Genomic DNA, 23719 nt, shown 5'->3' on the forward strand with positions numbered 1-23719 from the left:
ATTGAAATATATAGAAAAAGAGGAAACCAATATTAGTTCTAGAATAGTAAAAATAATAATCTTTTATGTTGGGGTGATACAATATGGAGGAAACTGATTATGCTTACTTAGCAGGAATCATAGATGTAGAAGGTACTATAACATTAACCCGACAACATTCAAACGAACACCGTCGTCCAGTTATTACAATAGCCTCGACTGATTATGAGATACTACTCTTTATTCAAAATAGTATCGGTGGGCATAAAAAATTATTCACCTGAAAAACATAAAGACTCTTTTGTTATATCGATAAAGAAAAAAAAGGTTGTATTGTATACATTACAAAAAATACTCCCTTATTTAAAAATCCCTACAAAGATTAAAAGAGCCGAACTTATTATTTACCAATACAAACAAGCTACACCCAGAAACGGAAAATATAGTAAAGAAGTGTTAATTAAGAAGAAATAATTTGAAGAAGATTTTTTTAGTATGTAAGCCCATTTAATATACTTAAATATAATAAAAAAGCATAAGAATTCCATATGGAATTCTTATGCTTTACATCGCACACACATGTATGCGTAATTTCCACCAAATATGTATGGTGGAGACGGTGGGACATGCTGTTCCATGCTTTCGCTATGGCACTGACTATATCTTGAACTTAGTACTAACTAAGTCCCCTGGCGTATTATGAGAAATATATATTAGTCAAATCTGACTTCATTCCCCATCCTAGTACTACCTGAGTCAGGCAGCCTATAAGTCGATACACGGCTGTTGGATTACTCCACATACCGCTCGGTATTACCTTATCACCATCTAGATGGTGACGTAGACTTCACCGATAAAGCCAAGTTATCACTTGTGTGTCACCACACAAGGCGACTATTTACTAATCGAACCCACGTCCAAGAATAACGCAACTTAAGCTTCTACGAGTGTAGTCACTGTACTAGCATTTCGCAGTCTCTTTGGCCCAGCGACAGGCACCCGAGCTGCTAGTCTGATTGTTCTCTTCCTTCGCCCTCAGACGGTGGGCAACCGGCGTAGTCCACTTAGAGTGAGTCCCTGATCCTACCACATGGACGATGGAGGGAGGAACCGCAAAGCAGTATTAAGCTGCTAGTGCGAAGTTGTTGTTTTCTTTGCCAGTTATAGGCATTGGCGTTTTAACGAGGCCGACCCCCTCGACTCGCAACTTAAGCCCGACCTATCCCTGTCGAATCCAAAACGTCCCCAAGAATAGAAGGCATCATTGCCTTATGAAATTAGCAAAGGCATTAATTAAAATGCCCTTGGATTTACTATTATAACATATTAGACCGAAAGTTCAACTTCCAAGTTATCCCTTTTGACGTTCGCGGAAAGCACGGTCAATTTCACGCTTCGCATCTTTCTTTTTCAATGCTTCTCGCTTGTCGTAGTTTTTCTTTCCTTTTGCCAAAGCGATTAACAGTTTCGCAAACCCATTTTTAATATAAATCTTCAAAGGGACCAATGCGTACCCTTGCTCTTTTGAAGCCCCAATTAATTTATTAATTTCTTTTTTATGGAGCAACAGTTTTCGAGACCGCTCTGGGTCATGGTTGAATCGATTTCCTTGTTCATAGGGGCTAATATGACCGTTAATCCAAAATAATTCTCCATTTGGGTCTACTCGAGCAAACGAATCTTTTAACTGAGCTCGCCCGGCACGAATTGATTTGATTTCAGTTCCTTTAAGCACAATCCCACACTCAAAGGTTTCTTCAATGTGGTAATCATGACTCGCTTTTTTATTTTGAGCCAATACTTTACTTTTTTCTTGTGTTCCTGCCATCATCAACGCATCCTTTATAGAATGATTCAATATTTAATGATAACAAACAAACTTGAAATCAGTCAAACTTACTGAACCAACGACTCAGGCGCAATCAAATCTGCGATCAGTATATAACGTTCAGGTGCTGCTCCAACATAATTAAATGGGTAACAGGTACTGACTGTTAATGTCGCCTTTGGTCTAGGTACAATTACCGTGCGGTCGTCTTTATCTACGATGCGAACTTTACGGACTTTATACGTAAATTCCCCGGCAGCTGTTGTGACAATAAGCAAATCACCTTCACCCACCTCACCTAAGCGACGAAACACCGTATCACGATGTCCAGATAATACAGAATTATCCTTCTCACCTGGTAGTACACTTCCTGCATAGTGACCTACGCCTCTTTCAAGTTCATCTTCATTTGTACCATAAAAAATCGGCATTTCAGATTCAAGTTTTGGGATCTGTAGGACACCAATTTGGTCACCAATATTAGGACGACTCGGATACTTGACCTCCGTCATTTCATTCTCCGGTTTGGTTTCTTCTTTAGATACTTGTTCTACTTCCTCAATCGGGGAAACAGCTGAATACCCTCTCCAGAAAGAAACAGCGTTTGTTACAAAGAAAAATAAGCCACTGACAACAATCAACGCAGATAAGGAAAGAAGAACCATTTTCATGATTCTTCTTTGATCTTCATTAAACATTATCTAAGTGCCTGTCCTTTACGGTATACACCAAAACCTACTGCCATTGCAAATAGAGCAAGTAACATATTTAAACCACTGTTAGTAGCCGTCTTTGGAAGCTTTCCACCTTTAACTGTCTTATCAACACCTGCAGTTGGAGCTTCAACTACTTCTTTACTAACTTCTTTAATAATATCTGAACCGAACATATCAGCTGTAATTAGGATATCAGCTAAAAATTCACCATCATAGTTATAAAGTTCGATTAATAAGTCATAACCATTTGTGCTTTCTAAGTACAAAAGATCTCTTAATGAAATCTCATAATAATCTTCTTCGCTAATCATATAGTACTCTGCTTGCATTTGGAAAATATCTAAAAACTCTCCCCAAATCGCTGCAAGTTCTTCTACATGTGCATCTGTTAAGTCAACAGCACTTTCAAAATCTGGTAATGCTTCAACTCGGTCTAAAAGTGCAATTAAACGCTCTTCTAAATCAACTGGATCTAAAGCGGAAACATGTTCTAGTAACGCTAAAAACTCTTCTTCAGTAATATCAAATGCTACAAGTAACTCGAAGAATTCATCAAAATCTACTTCCTCTATCTCTTCATCCATTTCTAGATAACCCACAATGTCCTCAATAGTTTCAAAGTCTTCAGTAGATTCACCATACTGCGCTAAAATTCCATCAATTTCTGCTACCGTTATATCATACGATGCCGCTAGTTCATTTAAACTATCGTCAGTGATTGGAGTTGCAGCCATTGCTGAAAATCCAGGCATAACTAAAAGAAATACTAATAAAAAGCATAATACCTTTTTCATAGGTAACCTCCTAATTTTTTGTAATTAATATTTACTAGACTATTATAATCTGTAAGAGTATGTAAAACTATGTTTTTCATTCGACAAAACCCAAGTTGTTTTCGACATACTACGACAAAAAGGTTATTGCTACTATGCATGAGCAATAACCTTTTTACTATTATTTCGTTTTCTTTTTACCTTTTTTTCGTTTGTTCTTTGGAGCATTTTCATAAAATTTCTTTTTCTTCTTTGGAGGCTTTCGGTCACCGGAAGCACTCCCTGTTTTAGCTCCTGGTTTTGTTGGTCTTCCTGGCTTATCGTCTTTCTTTTTACGATTACCACCAACAATCACTTTTGGTTTCGCTTTTCTTTCGGTCGATCTCGTCCCTTTCATTCCGACTACTTCAAAGTCGATGGACGCTTCATCAACGTTTACGTTCACACAGCGAACTTCAATTTCATCACCGATTCTAAACACATTCCCTGTGCGTTCACCGATCATAGCGTATTGACGTTCGTCATAATGATAGTAATCGTCAGTTAAGTAACTAACATGAACGAGTCCTTCAATTGTATTTTCAAGTTCAACGAAAATACCGAAGTTCGTTACACTACTAACCATACCTGTGAAGGTTTCACCGATTTTATCTTCCATGTATTGTGCTTTTTTCACTTCATCCGTTTCTCGCTCTGCATCTACTGCACGACGTTCCATTTCAGAAGAATGACGAGCAATTTCAGATAGTTTCTCACTCCAGATATTTTGTGTTGCTGCATCCGTTTTCCCTTCAACTAAATATGTTCTAATTAAACGGTGAACAATTAAGTCAGGATAACGACGGATTGGAGAAGTAAAATGCGTGTAGAACTCGGTTGATAACCCAAAGTGACCTAAACTTTTCGGGTCGTACTTCGCTTGTTGCATAGAGCGTAGCATAACCGTACTGATGACCGTTTCTTCTGGCTTCCCTCTTACTTCATCAAGAAGCATTTGTAACGCCCTTGGGTGAACGGTATTGGCATTTCCTCTAACCACATATCCAAAGTTCGTAATAAACTCAAGAAACTTCTCAAGCTTCTCTGTATTCGGGTCTTCATGAATACGATAGATAAACGGAATGTTCATCCAATGAAAATGCTCAGCTATCGTTTCATTGGCCGCTAGCATAAATTCTTCAATTAACTTTTCAGCTACTGAACGCTCTCGCAGGACGACATCTGTCGGCTTACCATCTTCGGCTACTAGCACTTTTGCCTCTTTAAAATCAAAGTCAATCGCACCACGTTCAAATCTCTTTTTGCGTAAAATATCTGCTAACTCACCCATTTGTTTAAAAAATGGAATGAGTTCCTCATATTTTTTCATGACTTCTTCATCAGATTCCATTAAAATATCACGAACATCTGTGTACGTCATTCGTTCGGTTGTACGGATAACACTTTCAAAAATATCATGACCAACGACTTCACCTTCAGGCGTGATTTCCATCTCACATGAAAGCGTTAGTCGGTCGACTTTTGGATTTAAACTACATATTCCATTTGACAGGCGATGCGGAATCATTGGGATAACGCGGTCGACTAGGTACACACTTGTACCTCGCTCTGCCGCTTCTTTATCTATCGGTGATCCCTCTCTGACATAATAACTAACGTCAGCAATATGAACCCCTAATTTATAATTTCCGTTATCAAGTCTTTCTACGTTAACGGCATCATCTAAATCCTTTGCGTCAGCTCCGTCAATCGTTACAATTGTTTTGTCACGTAAATCACGACGTTTGCCAATTTCATCTTCACTTATTTTATCTGGGACACTTTCAGCCTGATGGATCACATCCTCAGGGAACTCACCGGGTAAACCATGCTTATGGATAATCGATAAAATATCAATACCAGGGTCATTTTTATGCCCTAAAATGGTGATAACTTCACCTTCCGCACTCATTTTCCCTTCAGGATATTTAGTGATTATTACAACAACCTTATGTCCATCAACTGCACCTTTTACTGCATTTTTGGGAATGAAAATATCATTTGGTATCCTCTTGTCATCAGCAACCACAAAGCCGTAATGCTGACTATCAACAAATGTTCCTACAACCTCTGTCGTTCCACGTTCAAGAATGCGGATAACTTGTCCCTCTGGTCTTGTCCCCGTTGATTTCGGATGTAGTCTAACTAGGACGGTATCCCCGTTCATTGCACTCCCTAAATCCATACTATTCACATACACATCTTTTTCGCCAATGTCCTCAAGCGGAATAATAAAAGCAAATCCTTTCGCATTCGCTTGAACTTTTCCGCGGACAAGGTTCATTTTTTCTGGCAACCCGTAACGATTGCTTCTCGTTCTAACAATCATCCCCGACTCTTCCATATAATTCAACAGTTTAACAAAATCCTTAAATTCGCTGGTATCCGTTAAGCCAAACGCTTCTTCTAATTCGGTTACAGAAAGCGGTTTTGATATTTCTTCTCTCATATAATCTAACACTTTTTGAATTCTTTCATCGTTCATTTATTTCTCTCCTTTCAAATTTCTTTCACGAACTCCACTCAAGCGATTCTAAAAAATGATAGACATCTTCATGGAGTTGTTCCTTTTCTCTACCCAGAGTAATAACGTGACTTGATTGTTCGTACCATTTTATTCTTTTTACACCTGATTCAACGTCATCATGGATAATCGTTGCACTTGTTGTATCAATCATTTCATCATTTCGGGCTTGGACTACAAAAACTGGGGAATATATATGGTCAAGATGCTTACGCACGTCTTCAATTAGATTTTGTAATGCTTGAAGCGTATTCATAGGTCTTTGTTTAAAAGCGTCTATTTCTTTCTCAATGTCAGCTTCTGACTTTCCTTCCCATTTTTTATAGTGCCGTGCATAGTCGACCACTCCCTCATACATGACAGTCTCTGTCTTCGCCTTCACTGGAGCGCACATCGGGACAATTCCCATGACAGGGTAGGTATACCCTAGTTTTAAGGAAAAAACACCACCTAGCGACAACCCACAAACTGCTATCTCCTCAAACCCTTCAGCTCTTAGGTGTTCATAACCTTCCTTCACGTCTTCCCACCAATCGTCAGGACCAGTATGTACAAGTTGCTCTGGCGGCACCCCGTGGCCTTTGTATAAAGGCGCATGACAGGTGTATCCTTTTTTTTGTAGAAAGCGACCTATCATACGAACATCAGCCGTTGTACCTGTAAAACCATGCAGTAACAACACTGCTCTCCGCCCGCCTTCAAACGTAAACGGTTTTGGTTGCACTGATTTCATTTTCCTATCCCATCCTTTATGACATAGTGTTGCCTGATTTAACTTTTCTAATAAAAAAATAATGTATGGGTTAATTATTACCATTTCCATTGTGAAACATCTAGACATACGACTTGCACTTGGATTATTTTGTATTCGGACTCTAGCACTTTGTTTCATGCTCAACCTGTCCATATTCCTTGCCTTATCGGACTTCATCACTTTGTTTCAAACTTAACCTGTCCGTATTCATTGTCTTTTCGGACTCCACGGCTTTGTTTCGAACTTAACCTGTCCGTTTCCTTGTCTTTACGGACTCCCGTACTTTGTTCCAAACTCAATTTGTCCGTTTATACAAATAACCTTACTAGATCAAAAAAGCAACAGGGTGCTTGTCCCTGCTGCTTCGAGGTTGTTATTGTTTTATGCGATAAAGTAAGCTACAGCAATCGTTAATACAAAGAAAAGAACCGCTAGTACAACCGTTGCTTTAATAAGTACCGCATCAATCCCACGTGCCTTTTGCTTTCCTACTAATTGCTCCGCTCCCCCAGAAATTGCTCCTGAAAGACCCGCACTACGTCCTGATTGTAATAACACAACTGTAATTAAAGCAAGGGATACAATAATTAATAAAATGAATAAAAATGTTTGCATTCATGACACCTCCAAGAAGACAGTTTTCGCTTCTCTAACTGTACCATAAAAGCCATTGCCCTCGCAATAGTAAAAAAAACAGCACCCGGTCGCCCGAGTGCTGTTTTAGAAAACTTATTTGTTTAAGTTATAAAATGCTTTTCTGCCACCGTATTGAGCTACAGTTCCAAAGCCATCTTCGATACGAAGAAGTTGGTTGTACTTCGCAACGCGGTCTGTACGAGAAGGAGCACCCGTTTTAATTTGGCCTGCATTTGTCGCAACAGCGATGTCTGCAATTGTGCTATCTTCTGTTTCACCCGAACGGTGAGAGATAACAGCTGTGTAACCAGCACGTTTTGCCATTTCGATTGCATCGAAAGTTTCAGTAAGTGTACCGATTTGGTTCACTTTGATAAGGATTGAGTTACCAATTCCTTTTTCGATACCTTCAGAAAGTTTTTCAGTGTTTGTAACGAATAGGTCATCACCAACAAGCTGAACTTTGTCTCCAAGAGCTTCCGTTAGCTTTTTCCAACCATCCCAGTCGTTTTCGTCTAATCCATCTTCAATTGAGATGATTGGGTATTTTGCGCAAAGCTCGCTATAGAACTCAACCATTTCTTCAGATGTACGGATTACACCTTCACCTTTTAGATTGTATTTACCATCTTCGTAGAACTCAGAAGCTGCTGCGTCCATTGCAAGAACAACTTCTTCTCCTGGTTTATAACCAGCTTTTTCAATTGCTTCAATAATTGTTTGAAGTGCCTCTTCATTAGAAGCAAGGTTTGGAGCAAAGCCACCTTCATCACCTACAGCAGTATTTAAGCCCTTAGACTTTAACACGGATTTTAAATTATGGAAAATTTCTGCACCCATACGAAGTGCTTCTTTAAAGTTTTCAGCACCGATAGGCATAACCATAAACTCTTGAATGTCTACGTTGTTATCCGCATGCTCTCCACCATTAAGGATGTTCATCATTGGAACTGGTAGAGTTTTTGCATTAAATCCACCTAAGTACATGTATAAAGGCACACCAAGTGCATCAGCAGCAGCACGAGCTACAGCCATAGACACACCAAGAATCGCGTTAGCACCTAATTTACCTTTGTTGCTTGTTCCATCAAGTTCAATAAGTAAGTTATCAATTTCAACTTGCTCAAGAGCATCGTAGCCGATTAACTCTGGTGCGATATCTTCGTTTACGTGTTGAACAGCTTTAAGAACACCTTTACCCATGTAGCGCTCTCCGCCATCACGTAATTCAACTGCTTCATACTCACCAGTTGACGCTCCACTTGGTACAAGAGCACGTCCCATTGCGCCGTCTTCTAAATAAACTTCAACTTCTACTGTAGGATTTCCGCGTGAATCTAAAACTTCGCGTGCATAAACATCTGAAATAATTGTCATTACTTTTTCAGCTCCCTAATTTTTAATATACGGTTTACTCGACTATAGCTTGCGATACTACCTTTAAATTCATTCGCTAAAGTAGAGCAAGCTCCTTCTTTATTAAGCAATACTTTATGAATTCTTTACTTTATTAACGATTTCCCTGTCATTTCTTCAGGCTGTTTTCCACCTAATAGTGCTAGTAAGGTCGGAGAAAGGTCAGCAAGAATGCCGTCTTCTCTCAAGCTTACGCCTTCTTTTGTAACAATAACAGGAACAGGATTTGTCGTATGTGCTGTCATCGGTGTTCCTTTAAGTGTGATTACTTCATCTGCATTTCCATGGTCAGCAGTTATAATAGCGTGGCCACCCTTGGCAACTATAGCATCAACAATTTTACCTAAACACTCATCAACGACTTCAATTGCTTTAACCGTCGGCTCGAGCATTCCTGAATGTCCAACCATATCTGGATTAGCAAAATTTAAAATAATCGCATCATGTTTGTCAGCTTCAATATCAGCTAACAACGCTTCGGTTACTTCATACGCACTCATCTCAGGTTGCAAATCATACGTAGCCACCTTTGGTGAGTCAATCAGGATTCTTTCTTCACCAGGGAAAGGTTCCTCTCTTCCACCACTAAAGAAGAAGGTAACGTGAGGGTACTTTTCTGTTTCCGCTATGCGAAGTTGCTTATAGCCCTGTTGAGAAAGAACTTCCCCTAACGTATTGTCTAAGTTCGTTGGGTGGAACGCTACAAACCCATTTACCGTTTCACTAAAATGCGTTAAGCACACATAGTGAAGCTTTGTTGGATGCTTTTCTCCACGGTCAAAGCCACGGAAGTCTTCGTTTGTGAAAACTTGAGACATCTGAATCGCACGGTCTGGTCGAAAGTTAAAGAAAATAACAGCATCATTATCTTCAATCGTTCCAACTGGAGCTCCTGCCTCATCTACAATCACAGATGGAATCACAAACTCATCATGAATGCCATTGTCATATGAATCTTTTAAGATATCAAGAGCATTTGTGTACGTTGGGCCATCTCCGTACACCATGGCACGGTATGATTTTTCAACTCGCTCCCAGCGCTTGTCACGGTCCATTGCATAATAACGGCCATGAACAGATGCAATTTGACCAACACCAACGTCAGCAATTTTATCTTGAAGTGCGCGTAAGTATACTTCAGCAGAAGTTGGACCAACATCTCGACCATCTAAGAAACCGTGAATGAATACTTTTTTCACGTCTTTCTTTTTCGCAAGCTCAAGCAAAGCAAACAAATGCTCAATGTGACTATGCACACCACCATCTGATAACAGCCCGTAAATATGAAGGCTGCTATCTTTTTCGTTCACGTGATTGATCGCCTCTAAAAACGTTTTATTTTCAAAGAAGTCTCCTTCGCGAATCGATAAGTTCACTCTAGTTAAGCTTTGATAGACAACTCGGCCTGCGCCGATATTTAAGTGTCCTACCTCGGAGTTCCCCATTTGTCCTTCAGGTAAACCAACGGCCTCTCCACTTGCTTTTAGCTGTGCGTGAGGGTATTGATTCCAGTAGCGGTCAAAGTTAGGTTTTTTTGCATGAGCAACGGCATTTCCTTTTTCCTCATTACGAAGTGCAAAGCCGTCCAAAATAATCATAGCTACTGGCTTTTTACTCATTTCCCTGCCTCCACTAACTGCAAGAACGAATCGTGCTCCAGGCTAGCTCCACCAACAAGAGCACCGTCAATGTCAGATTGACCTAGATATTCTTTAATGTTGCCAGGTTTTACACTTCCACCATATTGTATACGAACCGCATTCGCAGCAGCTTCAGAAAACTCTCTTGCTACTACGTTACGGATGAAAGCACACGTTTCGTTAGCATCTTCAGCTGAAGACGATTTTCCTGTACCGATTGCCCAAATTGGTTCATAAGCAATCACGACATTTTTTACTTGGTCTTCTGATAAGCCAGCTAACCCTTTTTTCACTTGGTCGCCAACAATATCATTTGTTTTTCCAGCTTCACGCTCAGCATCTGTTTCCCCACAACACATAATTGGAACTAAGTTATGAGCAAAAGCTGCTTTCACTTTTTTATTTACTGTTTCATCAGTCTCAGCAAACATCTCACGACGCTCAGAGTGTCCAATAATAACATGGCTAACTCCGATGTCTTCAAGAGCTACAGGACTAATTTCACCAGTGAATGCACCGTTGTCTTCAAAATGCATGTTTTGAGCGCCGATTTGCACGTCAGAACCATCTGTCTCTTTGACTAATGCATCTAAAAATAAGGCTGGAGAACACACAACAGCTTCAACTGAATCTTTATTTGGAACTGCATTTCTTACTTGCTCAATAAAATCTAACGCTTCCGAAAGAGTTTTGTTCATTTTCCAGTTTCCTGCAATAATTGGTTTACGCAACATCTTTCACCTCTTTATTCTTATTTATCGTTTAACGCCACAACGCCTGGTAATTGCTTGCCTTCCATGAACTCAAGAGAAGCACCGCCACCTGTTGAAATGTGACTCATTTGGTCAGCTAAACCAAATTTCTCAACAGCTGCTGCAGAGTCTCCTCCACCGATCACAGAATATGCATCTGAATCAGCTAGAGCTTTACCTACAGACTTTGTTCCATTCGCAAACGTTTCTAATTCAAATACTCCCATAGGTCCGTTCCAAATGACAAGTTTAGAATTAAGAATAACATCACGGTATGTATCAATTGTTTTTGGTCCAATATCTAACGCTTCCCACTCTGCAGGGATTGACTCGATATCTACGACCTGTGTAGTTGCATCGTTAGAGAAATCGTCAGCCACGATAACATCTTGAGGCATATAGAAATTAACACCTTTTTCTTTCGCTTTAGCAATGAATTCTAATGCTAAATCCATTTTATCCTCTTCTAAAAGCGATTTCCCTACTTCATGACCTTGAGCCTTTACAAATGTATAAGCAAGTCCGCCACCAATAATTAAGTTATCAACTTTATCAAGAAGGTTATCAATAACACCAATTTTATCTCTTACTTTTGCTCCACCAATAATAGCTGTAAAAGGACGTTCTGGGTTTGATAACGCTTTTCCAAGCACTTCAAGCTCTTTTTCCATAAGGAATCCACCAACAGCAGGAATATGATGAGCAATGCCTTCTGTTGAAGCGTGAGCACGGTGAGCTGCACCAAATGCATCATTAACAAATACATCTGCTAATTTAGCAAATTCTTTTGCTAATGTTTCATCGTTTTTCTCTTCTCCTGGATAAAAGCGTACGTTTTCAAGAAGCACAACATCTCCTGCAGATAAACCAGCAATTGTTTGTTCAACTTCAGAACCATAAGCTTCATTTGTTTTTGTTACATTTTTACCAAGAAGGTCACTCAAACGCTTTGCAACAGCATCAAGACGTAATTCTTCAACCACTTCGCCTTTTGGTCGTCCAAGATGACTTGCTAATAGAACTTTTGCTCCTTGGTCAACTAAATGCTGAATTGTTGGTAAAGCAGCACGGATCCTTGTATCATCAGTTACCTCACCATTTTTCATTGGTACGTTGAAATCGACACGACAAAAGACCGTTTTTCCATTTACATCAATATCTCGAATTGACTTTTTGTTCATCAGGTATTCCTCCTAAGTGGTAGTTGTCTTTTAATGGGAAAGAGGGGAGTAAGGGCATTATTCCCTTCTCCCCTTATCATTCCTATATGGTAGTTCTTATAGACCTTGCTTAGCGATGTATTTAACTAAGTCTACAACACGGTTTGAGTATCCAGACTCGTTGTCATACCAAGAGATAACTTTAACCATGTTTCCTTCCATAACCATCGTAGAAAGTGCATCGATAGTAGAAGAAGAAGGGTCTCCATTATAGTCACCAGATACTAATGGCTCTTCGCTGTAAGAAAGGATTCCTTTTAAAGGTCCTTGAGCAGCTTCTTTAAGTGCGTTGTTAACATCTTCAGCTGTTACATCTTTGTCAAGTTCAACAACAAGGTCAACTAATGATACGTTAGGTGTAGGTACACGCATTGCGCCACCGTTTAATTTTCCTTTTAACTCAGGTAATACTAGAGCAACTGCTTTTGCAGCACCTGTAGTTGTAGGGATGATGTTTTCAGCAGCCGCACGAGCACGACGGTAGTCTTTATGTGGTAAATCTAAAATTTGTTGGTCATTCGTGTATGAGTGAACAGTTGTCATCATACCACGACGAATTCCAAATTGGTCGTTAAGAACTTTTGCGAATGGTGCTAAACAGTTTGTCGTACAAGATGCGTTAGAAATGACATTGTGGTTAGCAGCATCATACTTTTCTTCGTTAACACCCATAACGATTGTGATGTCTTCGTTGCTAGCTGGAGCAGAGATAATAACTTTTTTTGCTCCTGCTTCGATATGCTTTTGAGCATCAGCTTTGTCTGTGAAGATACCAGTTGATTCAACAACTACTTCTACACCAAGGTTACCCCAAGGTAAGTTAGCTGGGTTACGCTCAGCTACAACTTTAATTTCTTTACCATTTACTACAAGGCTATCACCATTTACAGAAACTTCTGCATCTAGTTTGCCATGAACAGTGTCATATTTTAATAGATGTGCAAGCATGTTTGCATCAGTTAAGTCGTTGATTGCAACAACCTCAACATCTGGGTTATTAAGTGTTGCACGGAATACATTACGTCCAATTCTTCCAAAACCATTAATACCAATTTTCGTTGCCATAATAAATTTCCTCCTTAAAATTGTAAATAAAATATATTTCAAAGGGGAATCCCCTTACGAAAACAAACTACTTTTGTAACATAGATCTTGCTGCACCTTCGTCTGTAATTAATACATGGCTTGTTCGATGCTTGACATACGCAGAAATCGCATCTGCTTTTGATGCCCCACCCGCCACAGCAATTACATATTTTGATTTGTCTAAATCATCAAGTTGCAGGCCAATTGTTCGTTCTCTATGAATAATGTTTCCAGATTGGTCAAAATAATAACCAAAGGCTTCTGCAACAGCATGATTGGATTCTAACTTTCCGATTAGACCATGTGAAGAACCTCTTCGTTTGGCCATAGTCGTAGCTTCTCCAATGCCATGAATAACAATGCACGCTGACTTTATGATTTCTAGGATGTCCTTAATAGATGGTTCACTTACAAGAGACTGATAGGCTTCTTCACTTAACAAATCAGGAACATGCATCATTCTGTACCTTGCTCCTGCTCTCCTTGCCATTTCAGCACTTATTGTGTTTGCTTGGTTTTCTACTTGCTCTCCAAGACCACCTCGTGCTGGAACGAATACCGCTTCTTTCAAAAGTGGGTCAGGTGTAATCATTTCTGCTATTGATGCTATTGTAGTTCCACCTGTAATCGCAATGACGTCATTAGGTGACAAATGTTGCTTCATACGCGCGACACATGCTCTGCCCATTTCTTTTTTTACCCAAGGAAACTGGTCACTATCCCCAGCAACAACGATGACATCTGAGATTTTCAACCTTTCAGAAAGCTGTTGTTCTAACGTGCGGAGACCTAGCAATTCCTTCATAACCTCTTCAAGAGAATGTAAGACTGCATTCCCTTCATCAGACATACTCATGCCTGCTGGAGATATTTGAATTAATCCTTGATTTTTCAGAAATAAGACTTCGCTTCGTAAAACCCTCTCTGAAATGTTTAAACTAGAGGAAAGGTTTCGACGACCGATCGGTTCCATTAAACGAATGTATTGTAATATGGAAAACCGTTTAGCCATTACATCGAGCATATCAGGTAATAATTTTTGTTGAACATCTAATAATACTCGCATAATAGTCTCCGTTCTGAAGGTCGAGACAATAAACGGGACTTTTTTCGTCCCTATGTGACATTTTGCGTCCCGATTACCCCAAAAAAAATCAACCAATCTTTCCTACATTTCTATTTTAACAAGGAAACGATCTCTTCACAAGCTAAATTTATCCTTTTTCTCCAAGTAACCGCTTTCTTAACTTATTTTTTGACAAAATTCCGAAATCAATGTCGTCCCCCTTGAAATTGACGACTGGAATCATGATTTGATATTTCTCTAACAGCTCATCATCTTCGTAAATATCTACCACTGAAATAGAGAGTGGTATCTCATTGGCCAATTCTTCAAGAAGCTTATATCCTTTATCACACAAAGAACAATTTTCTTTAGAAAAAAAAGTCACTTCTATCTTCTCCATACATGTCCTCCAATATTCTTTTTCTTTACATTACTATCTTGCTTTTTAGGATTCTTGTCAATAATGATATTATTGCACTCATCGTGGTTTTAAATTACTTCTTTTCGGTTATGATGAAAAAGGGATTCTAGTAAAGAAATAGAAATAGTATAGTAAAGAAATGGGCAAGTGTTTTTGTTTGACCTTTTTTGACCATTTAAGTATGATAACTACATAACAGTTTATTAAGGAGGATCTATTATGAATTTAATCCCTACAGTTATTGAACAGACGAATCGTGGAGAAAGAGCATATGATATTTATTCTAGATTATTAAAGGACCGCATTATCATGTTAGGTAGTGCTATTGATGACAATGTTGCCAATTCAATTGTGGCTCAGTTGCTCTTCTTGCAAGCTGAAGATCCTGAAAAAGATATCTCATTGTATATTAACAGCCCAGGAGGTTCGATTACAGCCGGTATGGCAATTTACGATACAATGAACTTTATTAAACCTGCCGTTTCAACAATTTGTATCGGTATGGCTGCATCAATGGGTGCCTTCCTTTTAGCTGCTGGTGAAAAAGGAAAACGATTAGCTCTTCCGAATAGTGAAGTGATGATTCATCAACCACTTGGAGGAACACAAGGGCAAGCTTCTGATATCGAAATCCATGCAAGACGAATCATTGAAATGCGTGAGCACTTAAACAAAATCTTAGCAGAACGCACAGGGCAACCACTTGAAGTAGTTGCTAAAGACACTGACCGTGATAACTTTATGAGTGCCCAAAGAGCAAAGGAATACGGCTTAATTGATACTGTAATTGAAAACAATAAAAAATAAATGGCAATACAAGCCACAAAGACACAACCGTCTTTGCGGCTTGTTTTATTTTGCCCTAAATCTGTAATAAATCGACTATAATCTTCACACCCTAACAGAAAACCCAAGTACTGTTTTAAATTTTTTACAGTGCCATCTTAGCAATGTGCATAACCGTTGCATTTTTTATTACCTACTGCGAGTGGGTTTTTCGTAGAAGGCATGCAACGAGTGAAGCCATGCCATATAAATAAAGGCACTGAAAAGTTGTTAGTACTTTTTCAGCTGCTTCTTTCAGTGGAGGGTTCCTATGAATGATATCCCGATCGGACTATTACTTTTTCTTGTTATTCTTTTATTGTTATCTGCCTTTTTCTCTTCCATGGAAACTGCCTTTTCAAGCGCCAATAAAATCCGTCTGAAAAATTATTCCGAAGAAGGAAAACCAGGTGCAAAAAAAGCCTATTATATCACTCAACATTTTGATTATGCCCTTTCTACTATTTTAATCGGGAACAACTTAGTAAATATAGCGGCAGCTACAATTTCTGCTGCCATCGCTTCTCAACTTTATGGCGAAAGTGCCGGACTTGTCATCAGCACCGTTGTCATGACGATACTTGTCCTTATTTTTGGAGAAGTTTTACCAAAATCGTTTGCCAAGGAAAACGCTGAATCTCTTGCCTTAAAAATATCCGGAATCCTTGTGTTTCTCATGTCTACATTCAAACCGTTAACATGGGTGTTAGTTCAATTAAAAGTATATTTGAGTTCATTAGTTACATCGAAGGAATCAACTCCATCCATAACCGAACAAGAGCTCAAAGAAATGATTAACATCAGTGAAGAAGAGGGAGTAATCGAAGACCATGAACGAGAGCTTGTTCAAAATTCATTAGACTTTAATGATATTCGAGTAGGCGAAATTCTCACTCCACGTACGAATATTGTTGCAATTGAAGCTTCCAGTTCCGTTCAAGACATACAAGTATTATTATTAGAAGAACGCTATTCGCGTGTCCCCGTGTACCAAGATACGATTGACAATATCATAGGAATTTTATCCGAAAGGGACTTTTTACGAAATAAAGTAAGGTATGAGGAGTTTGATATTACAGAGTTAGTTCGTAAACCAATGTTCATTTATGAATCAATGCGAATCTCAAGACTGTTACCTGAGCTCCAAAAAAACCACTCTCACATGGCGATCGTCATCGATGAATTTGGCGGAACCTCTGGATTGATTACGTTAGAAGATATTTTAGAGGAATTAGTCGGAGAAATCTGGGATGAACATGATGAAGAACATAACGACATAAAGCAAATTGAAGAAAATGTATATGAGTTTAACGGCGACTTTCCGTTAGATGAATTTGCGGAAGTGGTAGATATTCCCATCCCAACTAGCATGTATCAAACGCTAGGTGGCTGGCTTGTCGAAGAGTTCCAGCGATTCCCCGTTGCAGAGGACCAATTGAAATACGGAAAACTTACATTAATTGTAACAGAAGCCGATGATAGACGAATTCGAAAGGTCAAAGTTGTGGTGGAGGGATAATAATATTTTTTTAGGAGTTAGTTGTGAGTATGAGTCTAATCCGTTACCGTAGTAGGCGTTGTTGAGCCCTCTTTGGTAGCGGATTTGCTATTTCCGTTACCGCTCAATGCTTTATTAACCCCTCTTCGGTTACGGTTCCACACGGTCCATGACCGCTCGATGCTTTTTCTAACCCTCTTCGGTAACGGTTCTACACGGTCCATGACCGCTCCGACCTCTTTCCTACCGTTTCGGGCACGGTTCTCAAAATAAAAAAACTCGAGTAGGTTAGTTAAAACCCCATACTCGAATTTTCTCAATTATTCACCTTTAGTAATGAATTGTTCAAGAGCAGCCATTGCTTCCTGCTCGTCTCTTCCATCAACAATTACGTTAATTGCAACGCCATTTCCGATAGCAAGACTCATAATTCCCATAATGCTTTTTGCATTAACCTTTCGTCCTTCTCTTTCAATAAAAATATCAGAGCTAAAACGATTTGCTTCTTGTACAAATAAGGCAGCTGGGCGAGCTTGTAAACCCGTTTTCAAATTAACTTCAATCTCTTTTTGAATCATGAACAATCTCCTCCATTCAATTTATTTATATATGATAAATTAAGTAAGTACGTTACACTTCGGTTTAGATTTCAATGTTTGCACCAGCCCGAATTTTATCAGCGAGCTCATCTAACTTTCGTAATCGATGGTTTACACCTGACTTACTTACTTTTCCACTTGGTATCATTTCTCCTAATTCACTTAATGTGACATCTTGGTGAGTCACTCGAAGTTCCGCAACTTCACGAAGCTTTTCTGGAAGTCGTTCCAACCCTATTTCCTCATCAATTAGACGAATATTTTCCGCTTGTCGCAAGGCGGCCCCGACTGTTTTGTTTAAATTAGCGGTTTCACAATTCACCAGTCGGTTCACGGAGTTACGCATATCTTTCATAATACGAACATCCTCAAAATAAAGCAAGGCTTGATGGGCTCCAATTATATTTAGAAATTCTGTTATCTTTTCACTTTCTTTAATATACGTGATATATCCTTTTTTTCTCTCCAACGTTTTTGCATTTAAGTCAAATGCGTTCATTAATTCACATAATGATTGATTATGCTCCTCGTAAAGAGAGAAGATTTCAAGATGATATGATGAAGTTTCTGGGTGGTTAATCGAACCTCCCGCTAAAAAAGCTCCTCGTAGATAAGAACGGCGACAACACTGATTTTTTACGATTGAGGGTGAAATCTCCCTCACAAAAACAAAGCCTTCTTCTATAATACCTAATTTTTGCAATAAAAGCTTAGCATCTTTTGAAATTCTCACTAAATAGACATTATTTTTTTTCAAACGCATCTTTTTTTGCACTAACAGCTCAATATCAATTGTTCGAAAGATTTTTTTTATTAATATATATATTCTTCGAGCAATGGCAGCATTCTGGGTTGAAATATCTATACTCAATTTTTGGTTACTATATGATAGTGTACCATTCATCCGTAGCAATGCAGCAAGTTCCGATTGTACACAACAATCTTCGCTTTCTAGTTGAGTGAGTTCTTTTTTTGTTTTCGCAGCAAAAGACATTGTTCTCACCCCTTTATGAAAATTATCCCCTAACTATGTCAATGATAGTATCGCTTCTGATACTTTTATCGCATCATGACGAATTAATTTATCTCTATATAGTATAAAAGAATCATTAATTACTTTTAAGTTCAGTTTTTCTAATCGCTCTTTATCAAAAAGTACTGGAATAGCCCCTTCTTCCGAATACGATTGGCATATTTCTTTTGGAATGAGCTGTTGATTGACTATAATATAGTCCACCAATCCTGGGCCACAATGATCAATGAGAGCTTGCACGTGATCAGATGCAAAATATTCATCCGTTTCACCTTGTTGGGTCATGACATTACAAATGTAGACCTTACTTGCCTTTGATCTTTTCACTTCTTCAGCGATTCCAGGAACGAGTAGATTCGGTAAAATACTTGTATATAGGCTTCCAGGACCAATCACAATACAATCTGCCTCTCGTATTGCTTCAATACTCGCTCCAAGCGGTGAAATGTTTTGAGGCGTTAAAAAAACTCTTTTTATTCTCTTTCCCTCAAGCGGTATTTTTGATTCACCGGTAACTATTGAGCCATCACACATTTGTGCATGGAGAATGATACTTTGATTTGCTGCTGGTAATACTTTTCCCCTAACGTTTAATACCTTACTAAGTTCTGTAATGCCTCTAGCAAAATCTCCAGTAATCGATGTTATCCCTGCAAGTAATAAATTGCCTAGTGAATGACCTGATAAACCATTGCCATTTTCAAAACGATGCTGAAATAACTCTTCCACCAGAGGTTCGACTTCAGCTAAAGCCGTTAACACATTTCTTACATCCCCAGGTGGTGGTATATTTAACTCTTGGCGAAGTCTCCCCGAACTTCCCCCATCATCGGCAACTGTGACTATAGCCGTTATCTCTACAGGAAATGTTTTTAATCCTCGTAGTAAAACAGATAAGCCAGTGCCTCCTCCAATAACGACGATTTTCTTTTTTACCACTAAGCTTTATCCTTCGCTTTTTCAATATCGCGATGGCTAGTATGAACAACATATTCATCTGTGAATTGTTTTCCAAAGTACTCTGCCAACGTGACCGAACGGTGTTTTCCACCTGTACAACCTATGCCAATAACCACTTGACTCTTTCCTTCTCGTTTATACTGAGGAAGCATATAAACTAAAAGGTCTTGTAATTTTTCAATAAACTGTTGGGTTTCCGTCCATTTTAAAACATATGAGGAGACTTCCTCATCCAAACCTGTTTTAGGTCTCATATGGTCAATGTAATGAGGGTTAGGAAGGAACCTGACATCAAACACTAAATCCGCATCGATTGGGATTCCATATTTAAACCCAAACGACATGATATTAATTGAAAAAGGATGTTTCTCGGTCGATGAAAATCGTTGAATAATTTTCTCACGTAACTGAATTGGTTTTAATTCAGTTGTATCAATGATTTGTTGAGCTCTTCCTTTAATATCTTCTAATATTTCACGCTCTGCTTTAATTCCCTCAAGTGGCAAACCGTTCGGTGCTAATGGATGAGAACGGCGCGTTTCTTTATATCGTTGAACCAATTTCGCATCTTTGGCATCAAGGAAGATAATTTGTGGTGTTACATTAATTGTTCTTGTTTGAGTAATCGAATCAATGGCTTCAAACAATTCCTGAAAAAACTGTCGTCCCCGTAAGTCAATGACTAGGGCTACCTTATTCATTTTCCCACCAGAATTTTCAATTAGGTCTATAAATTTCGGAATCAGCGCAGGAGGTAAATTATCTACACAAAAATAACCTAAATCTTCAAAACTTTGCACGGCAACGGTTTTACCTGCACCCGACATTCCAGTTATAATAACAATTTGAATATCATCAATGATTTCTTCTGTCATGTCATTCACCTTCTACTTTCCCATTAATAAATCCAGCCTTTGAGTCTAGGCGATACGATAGTAACTTAAAATCAGGAGAGTAATAAAATGTCCCATACAACGGAAAATCATGTTGCAGTACATGTTCAAATATAAATTTATCGCCTTCAGCCATCGGAAGTCCGCTAATTTTCCCCTTAGGAATCCATTGCAGTTTCCCCTCTGGAGAATCAACTATTGATTTTCCTTCATGTACTGTAGCTTTAAAAGTAAACATCATCCATTCAGAAATCACTTCATCATAATCCATCATCACAATGGTAAAGACACCTGCAATTTCCGGGTCTTTTATCGTAATCCCTGTTTCTTCAAAATATTCCCGTTTCATCGATTCTTTAACTGATTCTTCTGATTCCATCTTTCCACCTGGTGCTACCCACCAGCCACGACGAGGCTTTTGCAACATTAACACGTGTTCCCCATCAATAAGTATACAGTTTGTCACTCTTTGCAATAGTCTCACCCCACGTTGTCAATTCACCTCTAAGTATACTATCATTTCGACAACCTAACAATCTGCAACAATTTCTAACCAGGCTTATTGTAAAAATACTCAGGATTTAACTCTTACATCGCACCAGAAATACGACTTCTATAAATAATATGTATATTCATACACTTAATACAAAAAAAGAGCACGAACATGAAGTCCGTGCTACTCAAGTAATATATAAAAAAGGGGGTCAATTACTTATTTATATCTTACCCTTTTTTTATTTCACGACTGTTACAAAAGAGTTAAGATGGAATTACGTTTTGCATAATTTACGTTGTTTTTTAGCTTATTTGCTTGCTTTTTGTCGTTCAAGTAATGTTTCAACGTAATGTTGAGCACTTTGTGCTGCTATACTTCCATCACCAGTTGCTGTAACAATTTGTCTTAATGACTTCTCACGAACGTCGCCTGCAGCAAAAATTCCTGGAACTCTTGTCTCCATTTCTTCATTTGTTTCAACATAGCCTTCACTGTTAAGAATTCCAAGGTTTTTAACAGATTCATTTAATGGTAACATTCCGATATAAATGAACGCTCCGTCTGTTTTAAAATCCTGTTGTTCTCCAGTTTGTGTATTCTCAATCGTTACGCTACTGACTTTTCCATCCGTACCATTAATCTCTTTCACGACATGATTCCAAATGAAATCAATCTTTTCATTATCAAATGCACGTTGTTGAAGGATCTTTTGAGCGCGTAGTTCATCGCGACGGTGGATGACTGTCACTTTTGTAGCAAAACGAGTTAGATACACAGCCTCTTCTACTGCAGAATCCCCGCCTCCAACAACGACAAGTTCTCTTCCTTTAAAGAAAGCTCCGTCACAAACGGCACAATAGGATACTCCACGACCACCAAGTTCCTTCTCACCAGGTACACCTAGCTTTTTATACTCTGCACCGGTTGATACAATGACAGCACGTGCTTTGAATTCCTTACTCCCTGCTTTTACTAGCTTGTAATCTTCATGGTCAATAATTTCTTTAATGTCACCATAAGCATATTCTGCTCCGAACTTTTTTGCATGCTCAAACATTTTATTAGAAAGGTCTGGACCAAGGATATGGTCAAACCCTGGATAATTTTCAACATCTTCGGTATTTGCCATTTGTCCGCCGGGAATTCCTCGCTCCACCATTAGCGTACTTAAGTTTGCTCGAGATGTGTAGACAGCAGCCGTCATCCCTGCAGGACCAGCTCCGGCAATAATCACATCATAAATTTTTTCTTCAGTCATCGTAAAAAAACACCCCTCATCTCAATTACATTCACTTTATTCATATCGTATAGAAACACGAAAACAAAGTCCATTAAGTTGCTCATCGTGTTACGTATATAATATATCCTCAGTAACTAAGGTCTGTTGCTTAAACTGAAAAACGATATTCTTAGATGAAGTATCCCCCATTGCTGCAGCTTTACTCCAATACGACAAGGCCTTATCTAAAGCACCACAATGATAAGCAGCCACAGCAAAGCATTTGTAAAATTCCACTGACTCGTCATACTGTAGCTTTCGTAACTCCACTAAATAATCATAGCTGAGTTTATATTCTCCTACTTTACACAAGACGTTAGCCATTTTATATCGATGGTGTAAATCAATTGGTTTCACTGTTCGAAGCATCGTAACAAGGGACATAACTTGCTCTGAGTTTCCGAGTTTAAAATTGAACTCTGCCAGATTGCATAAAGCTACCAAATTCCCTTTATCTTTTTCAAGGACCTCATCTGTTAATTGAAGGGCACGATTTGATTCACCATGATTAAACAATGCTTGAGCTAAATGATTATAAGCTGCCCAAAACGTAGGGTGGTCTGAAATAATCTCCTCTAACTGGCCAATCGCTTCTTCAAACTTTCCATTATCAATATGAGTTCGAGCTTGATCATATTTTAAAATAAATAACTCTTCGCCTTCTGCATCTTGGTACAATCCACTGTCTTCTCGCTCAAACTCCAGTAACTCTAACAACTCAAGAGTATCTTCATAAAAATCTCCCATTGGATTTTTCTCTAGATACATATGAGCCATTTTTTCAGCCTGCTCAAAAAAACCAAGGTGTGCATAGTTATTTGCCATAAAGAAATAACATTCATCCATGGAAGGGTCTAATTCATCAATAACAAATTGAAGTTGCTCATTGGAACGTTCATACTCACCAATCTCAGCTAATACCATCGCCAATTGGCAATAAAAATCTGGGTCTTTTTCCTTCGCTTCAATCGCTTTCTCAAGGAAAAACACCGCTTTTTTCATATTTTTCTTGCGATATTCATTTAGCCCTTTGTCAAATAGGTAATCTGCATTCTTAACAAAAGGGATAACCGTACCTATTTTTTTATCTGTGCGTTCTCGATCGCTAACCTTCATAGACGTATAGGTCCTCCACATTTTATATTAAAAACTAAAGTAATCAATTCATATCAGATAACTCCCTTATTTAGCATACTGTTACATCCACTGAATTTCAATGCTAAAAATGAAAATCCATCTCAAAAGGTAGATTTACTTTTGAGATGGATTTTATTAAAAGGGTTTTC

24 protein-coding genes and 1 other RNA gene are annotated in these 23719 nt (G+C 38.7%); 3 read left to right on the plus strand and 22 right to left on the minus strand.

The features are described 5' to 3' along the window. Positions 1-83: 83 nt before the first annotated feature. Positions 84-263, plus strand: coding sequence for a hypothetical protein (locus tag BK585_RS24465; protein ID WP_245805876.1), 180 nt, complete (start codon positions 84-86; stop codon positions 261-263). Between the two features lie 618 nt (positions 264-881). Here the strand turns inward: BK585_RS24465 and ssrA are convergent. From ssrA to BK585_RS20170, 14 genes are all read right to left on the minus strand, one after another. Further along, positions 882-1218: a transfer-messenger RNA gene (ssrA, locus tag BK585_RS20105) on the minus strand. Positions 1219-1330: 112 nt separating this feature from the next. Continuing rightward, positions 1331-1807 (minus strand): SsrA-binding protein SmpB, encoded by a 477-nt coding sequence (gene smpB, locus BK585_RS20110; RefSeq protein ID WP_139367601.1) that lies wholly within the window; start codon positions 1805-1807, stop codon positions 1331-1333. A 68-nt stretch (positions 1808-1875) separates the two neighbouring features. Further along, positions 1876-2505, minus strand: a complete 630-nt coding sequence (locus tag BK585_RS20115) for a class D sortase (RefSeq protein ID WP_078555705.1) — start codon at positions 2503-2505, stop codon at positions 1876-1878. After that, positions 2505-3317 (minus strand): processed acidic surface protein, encoded by an 813-nt coding sequence (locus tag BK585_RS20120; protein WP_078555706.1) that lies wholly within the window; start codon positions 3315-3317, stop codon positions 2505-2507. The genes BK585_RS20115 and BK585_RS20120 overlap by 1 nt, the downstream gene beginning before the upstream one ends. A gap of 160 nt (positions 3318-3477) precedes the next feature. After that, positions 3478-5820, minus strand: coding sequence for a ribonuclease R (rnr, locus tag BK585_RS20125; RefSeq protein WP_078555707.1), 2343 nt, complete (start codon positions 5818-5820; stop codon positions 3478-3480). Positions 5821-5845: 25 nt separating this feature from the next. Then, the gene (locus tag BK585_RS20130; RefSeq protein ID WP_078556954.1) at positions 5846-6592 is read right to left on the minus strand and encodes an alpha/beta hydrolase; all 747 of its coding nucleotides are present in this window, start codon (positions 6590-6592) and stop codon (positions 5846-5848) included. A 402-nt stretch (positions 6593-6994) separates the two neighbouring features. After that, on the minus strand, positions 6995-7228 hold the full coding sequence (gene secG / locus BK585_RS20135) for a preprotein translocase subunit SecG (RefSeq protein ID WP_078555708.1): 234 nt from the start codon (positions 7226-7228) through the stop codon (positions 6995-6997). 114 nt (positions 7229-7342) lie between these two features. Next, entirely contained in the window at positions 7343-8626 is a 1284-nt protein-coding gene (eno, locus tag BK585_RS20140; protein ID WP_078555709.1) for a phosphopyruvate hydratase, read from the minus strand. Between the two features lie 125 nt (positions 8627-8751). Beyond that, the gene (gene gpmI / locus BK585_RS20145; protein ID WP_078555710.1) at positions 8752-10284 is read right to left on the minus strand and encodes a 2,3-bisphosphoglycerate-independent phosphoglycerate mutase; all 1533 of its coding nucleotides are present in this window, start codon (positions 10282-10284) and stop codon (positions 8752-8754) included. Further along, positions 10281-11036 (minus strand): triose-phosphate isomerase, encoded by a 756-nt coding sequence (tpiA, locus tag BK585_RS20150; RefSeq protein WP_078556956.1) that lies wholly within the window; start codon positions 11034-11036, stop codon positions 10281-10283. The genes gpmI and tpiA overlap by 4 nt, the downstream gene beginning before the upstream one ends. Positions 11037-11056: 20 nt before the next feature. Further along, a complete protein-coding gene (locus tag BK585_RS20155) occupies positions 11057-12238 on the minus strand; it encodes a phosphoglycerate kinase (protein WP_078555711.1) in 1182 nt (393 codons plus the stop codon). A 96-nt stretch (positions 12239-12334) separates the two neighbouring features. Next, entirely contained in the window at positions 12335-13342 is a 1008-nt protein-coding gene (gap, locus tag BK585_RS20160; RefSeq protein ID WP_078555712.1) for a type I glyceraldehyde-3-phosphate dehydrogenase, read from the minus strand. Positions 13343-13409: 67 nt separating this feature from the next. Next, on the minus strand, positions 13410-14429 hold the full coding sequence (locus BK585_RS20165) for a sugar-binding transcriptional regulator (protein WP_078555713.1): 1020 nt from the start codon (positions 14427-14429) through the stop codon (positions 13410-13412). A 148-nt stretch (positions 14430-14577) separates the two neighbouring features. Next, positions 14578-14829, minus strand: a complete 252-nt coding sequence (locus tag BK585_RS20170; protein ID WP_170885660.1) for a glutaredoxin family protein — start codon at positions 14827-14829, stop codon at positions 14578-14580. Positions 14830-15069: 240 nt separating this feature from the next. Here BK585_RS20170 and clpP point away from each other — a divergent pair, with 240 nt between their 5' ends. Continuing rightward, positions 15070-15657 carry an ATP-dependent Clp endopeptidase proteolytic subunit ClpP gene (gene clpP, locus BK585_RS20175; protein ID WP_078555714.1) on the plus strand — a complete coding sequence of 196 codons (588 nt, stop codon included), beginning with the start codon at positions 15070-15072 and terminating at the stop codon, positions 15655-15657. 289 nt (positions 15658-15946) lie between these two features. Next, entirely contained in the window at positions 15947-17194 is a 1248-nt protein-coding gene (locus tag BK585_RS20180) for a hemolysin family protein (protein ID WP_078555715.1), read from the plus strand. Positions 17195-17229: 35 nt separating this feature from the next. Here the strand turns inward: BK585_RS20180 and BK585_RS20185 are convergent, their stop codons facing one another. The 8 genes from BK585_RS20185 to BK585_RS20220 all read right to left on the minus strand — a co-directional run bounded on the left by BK585_RS20185 (position 17230) and on the right by BK585_RS20220 (position 23549). Then, positions 17230-17493, minus strand: a complete 264-nt coding sequence (locus BK585_RS20185; RefSeq protein ID WP_078555716.1) for a hypothetical protein — start codon at positions 17491-17493, stop codon at positions 17230-17232. Further along, positions 17494-17751, minus strand: a complete 258-nt coding sequence (locus tag BK585_RS20190; RefSeq protein ID WP_078555717.1) for an HPr family phosphocarrier protein — start codon at positions 17749-17751, stop codon at positions 17494-17496. A 64-nt stretch (positions 17752-17815) separates the two neighbouring features. Beyond that, a complete protein-coding gene (gene whiA / locus BK585_RS20195; RefSeq protein ID WP_078555718.1) occupies positions 17816-18766 on the minus strand; it encodes a DNA-binding protein WhiA in 951 nt (316 codons plus the stop codon). Positions 18767-18799: 33 nt separating this feature from the next. Further along, the gene (locus BK585_RS20200; RefSeq protein WP_078555719.1) at positions 18800-19744 is read right to left on the minus strand and encodes a gluconeogenesis factor YvcK family protein; all 945 of its coding nucleotides are present in this window, start codon (positions 19742-19744) and stop codon (positions 18800-18802) included. Further along, complete coding sequence (rapZ, locus tag BK585_RS20205; RefSeq protein ID WP_078555720.1) at positions 19744-20640, minus strand: RNase adapter RapZ; 897 nt, start codon at positions 20638-20640, stop codon at positions 19744-19746. Before rapZ ends, BK585_RS20200 begins: the two co-directional genes overlap by 1 nt. Before the next feature lies 1 nt (position 20641). Further along, on the minus strand, positions 20642-21133 hold the full coding sequence (locus BK585_RS20210) for an NUDIX hydrolase (protein WP_078555722.1): 492 nt from the start codon (positions 21131-21133) through the stop codon (positions 20642-20644). 328 nt (positions 21134-21461) lie between these two features. Continuing rightward, positions 21462-22412: a thioredoxin-disulfide reductase gene (gene trxB, locus BK585_RS20215; protein WP_078555724.1), complete on the minus strand. Its 951-nt coding sequence runs from the start codon at positions 22410-22412 to the stop codon at positions 21462-21464. A gap of 90 nt (positions 22413-22502) precedes the next feature. Further along, a complete protein-coding gene (locus BK585_RS20220; RefSeq protein ID WP_170885661.1) occupies positions 22503-23549 on the minus strand; it encodes a tetratricopeptide repeat protein in 1047 nt (348 codons plus the stop codon). Between the last annotated feature and the right edge of the window lie 170 nt (positions 23550-23719).

The sequence above is a fragment of the Bacillus alkalicellulosilyticus genome, assembly GCF_002019795.1.
In the GTDB taxonomy this organism is placed as follows: Bacteria; Bacillota; Bacilli; order Bacillales; family Bacillaceae_F; genus Bacillus_AO; species Bacillus_AO alkalicellulosilyticum.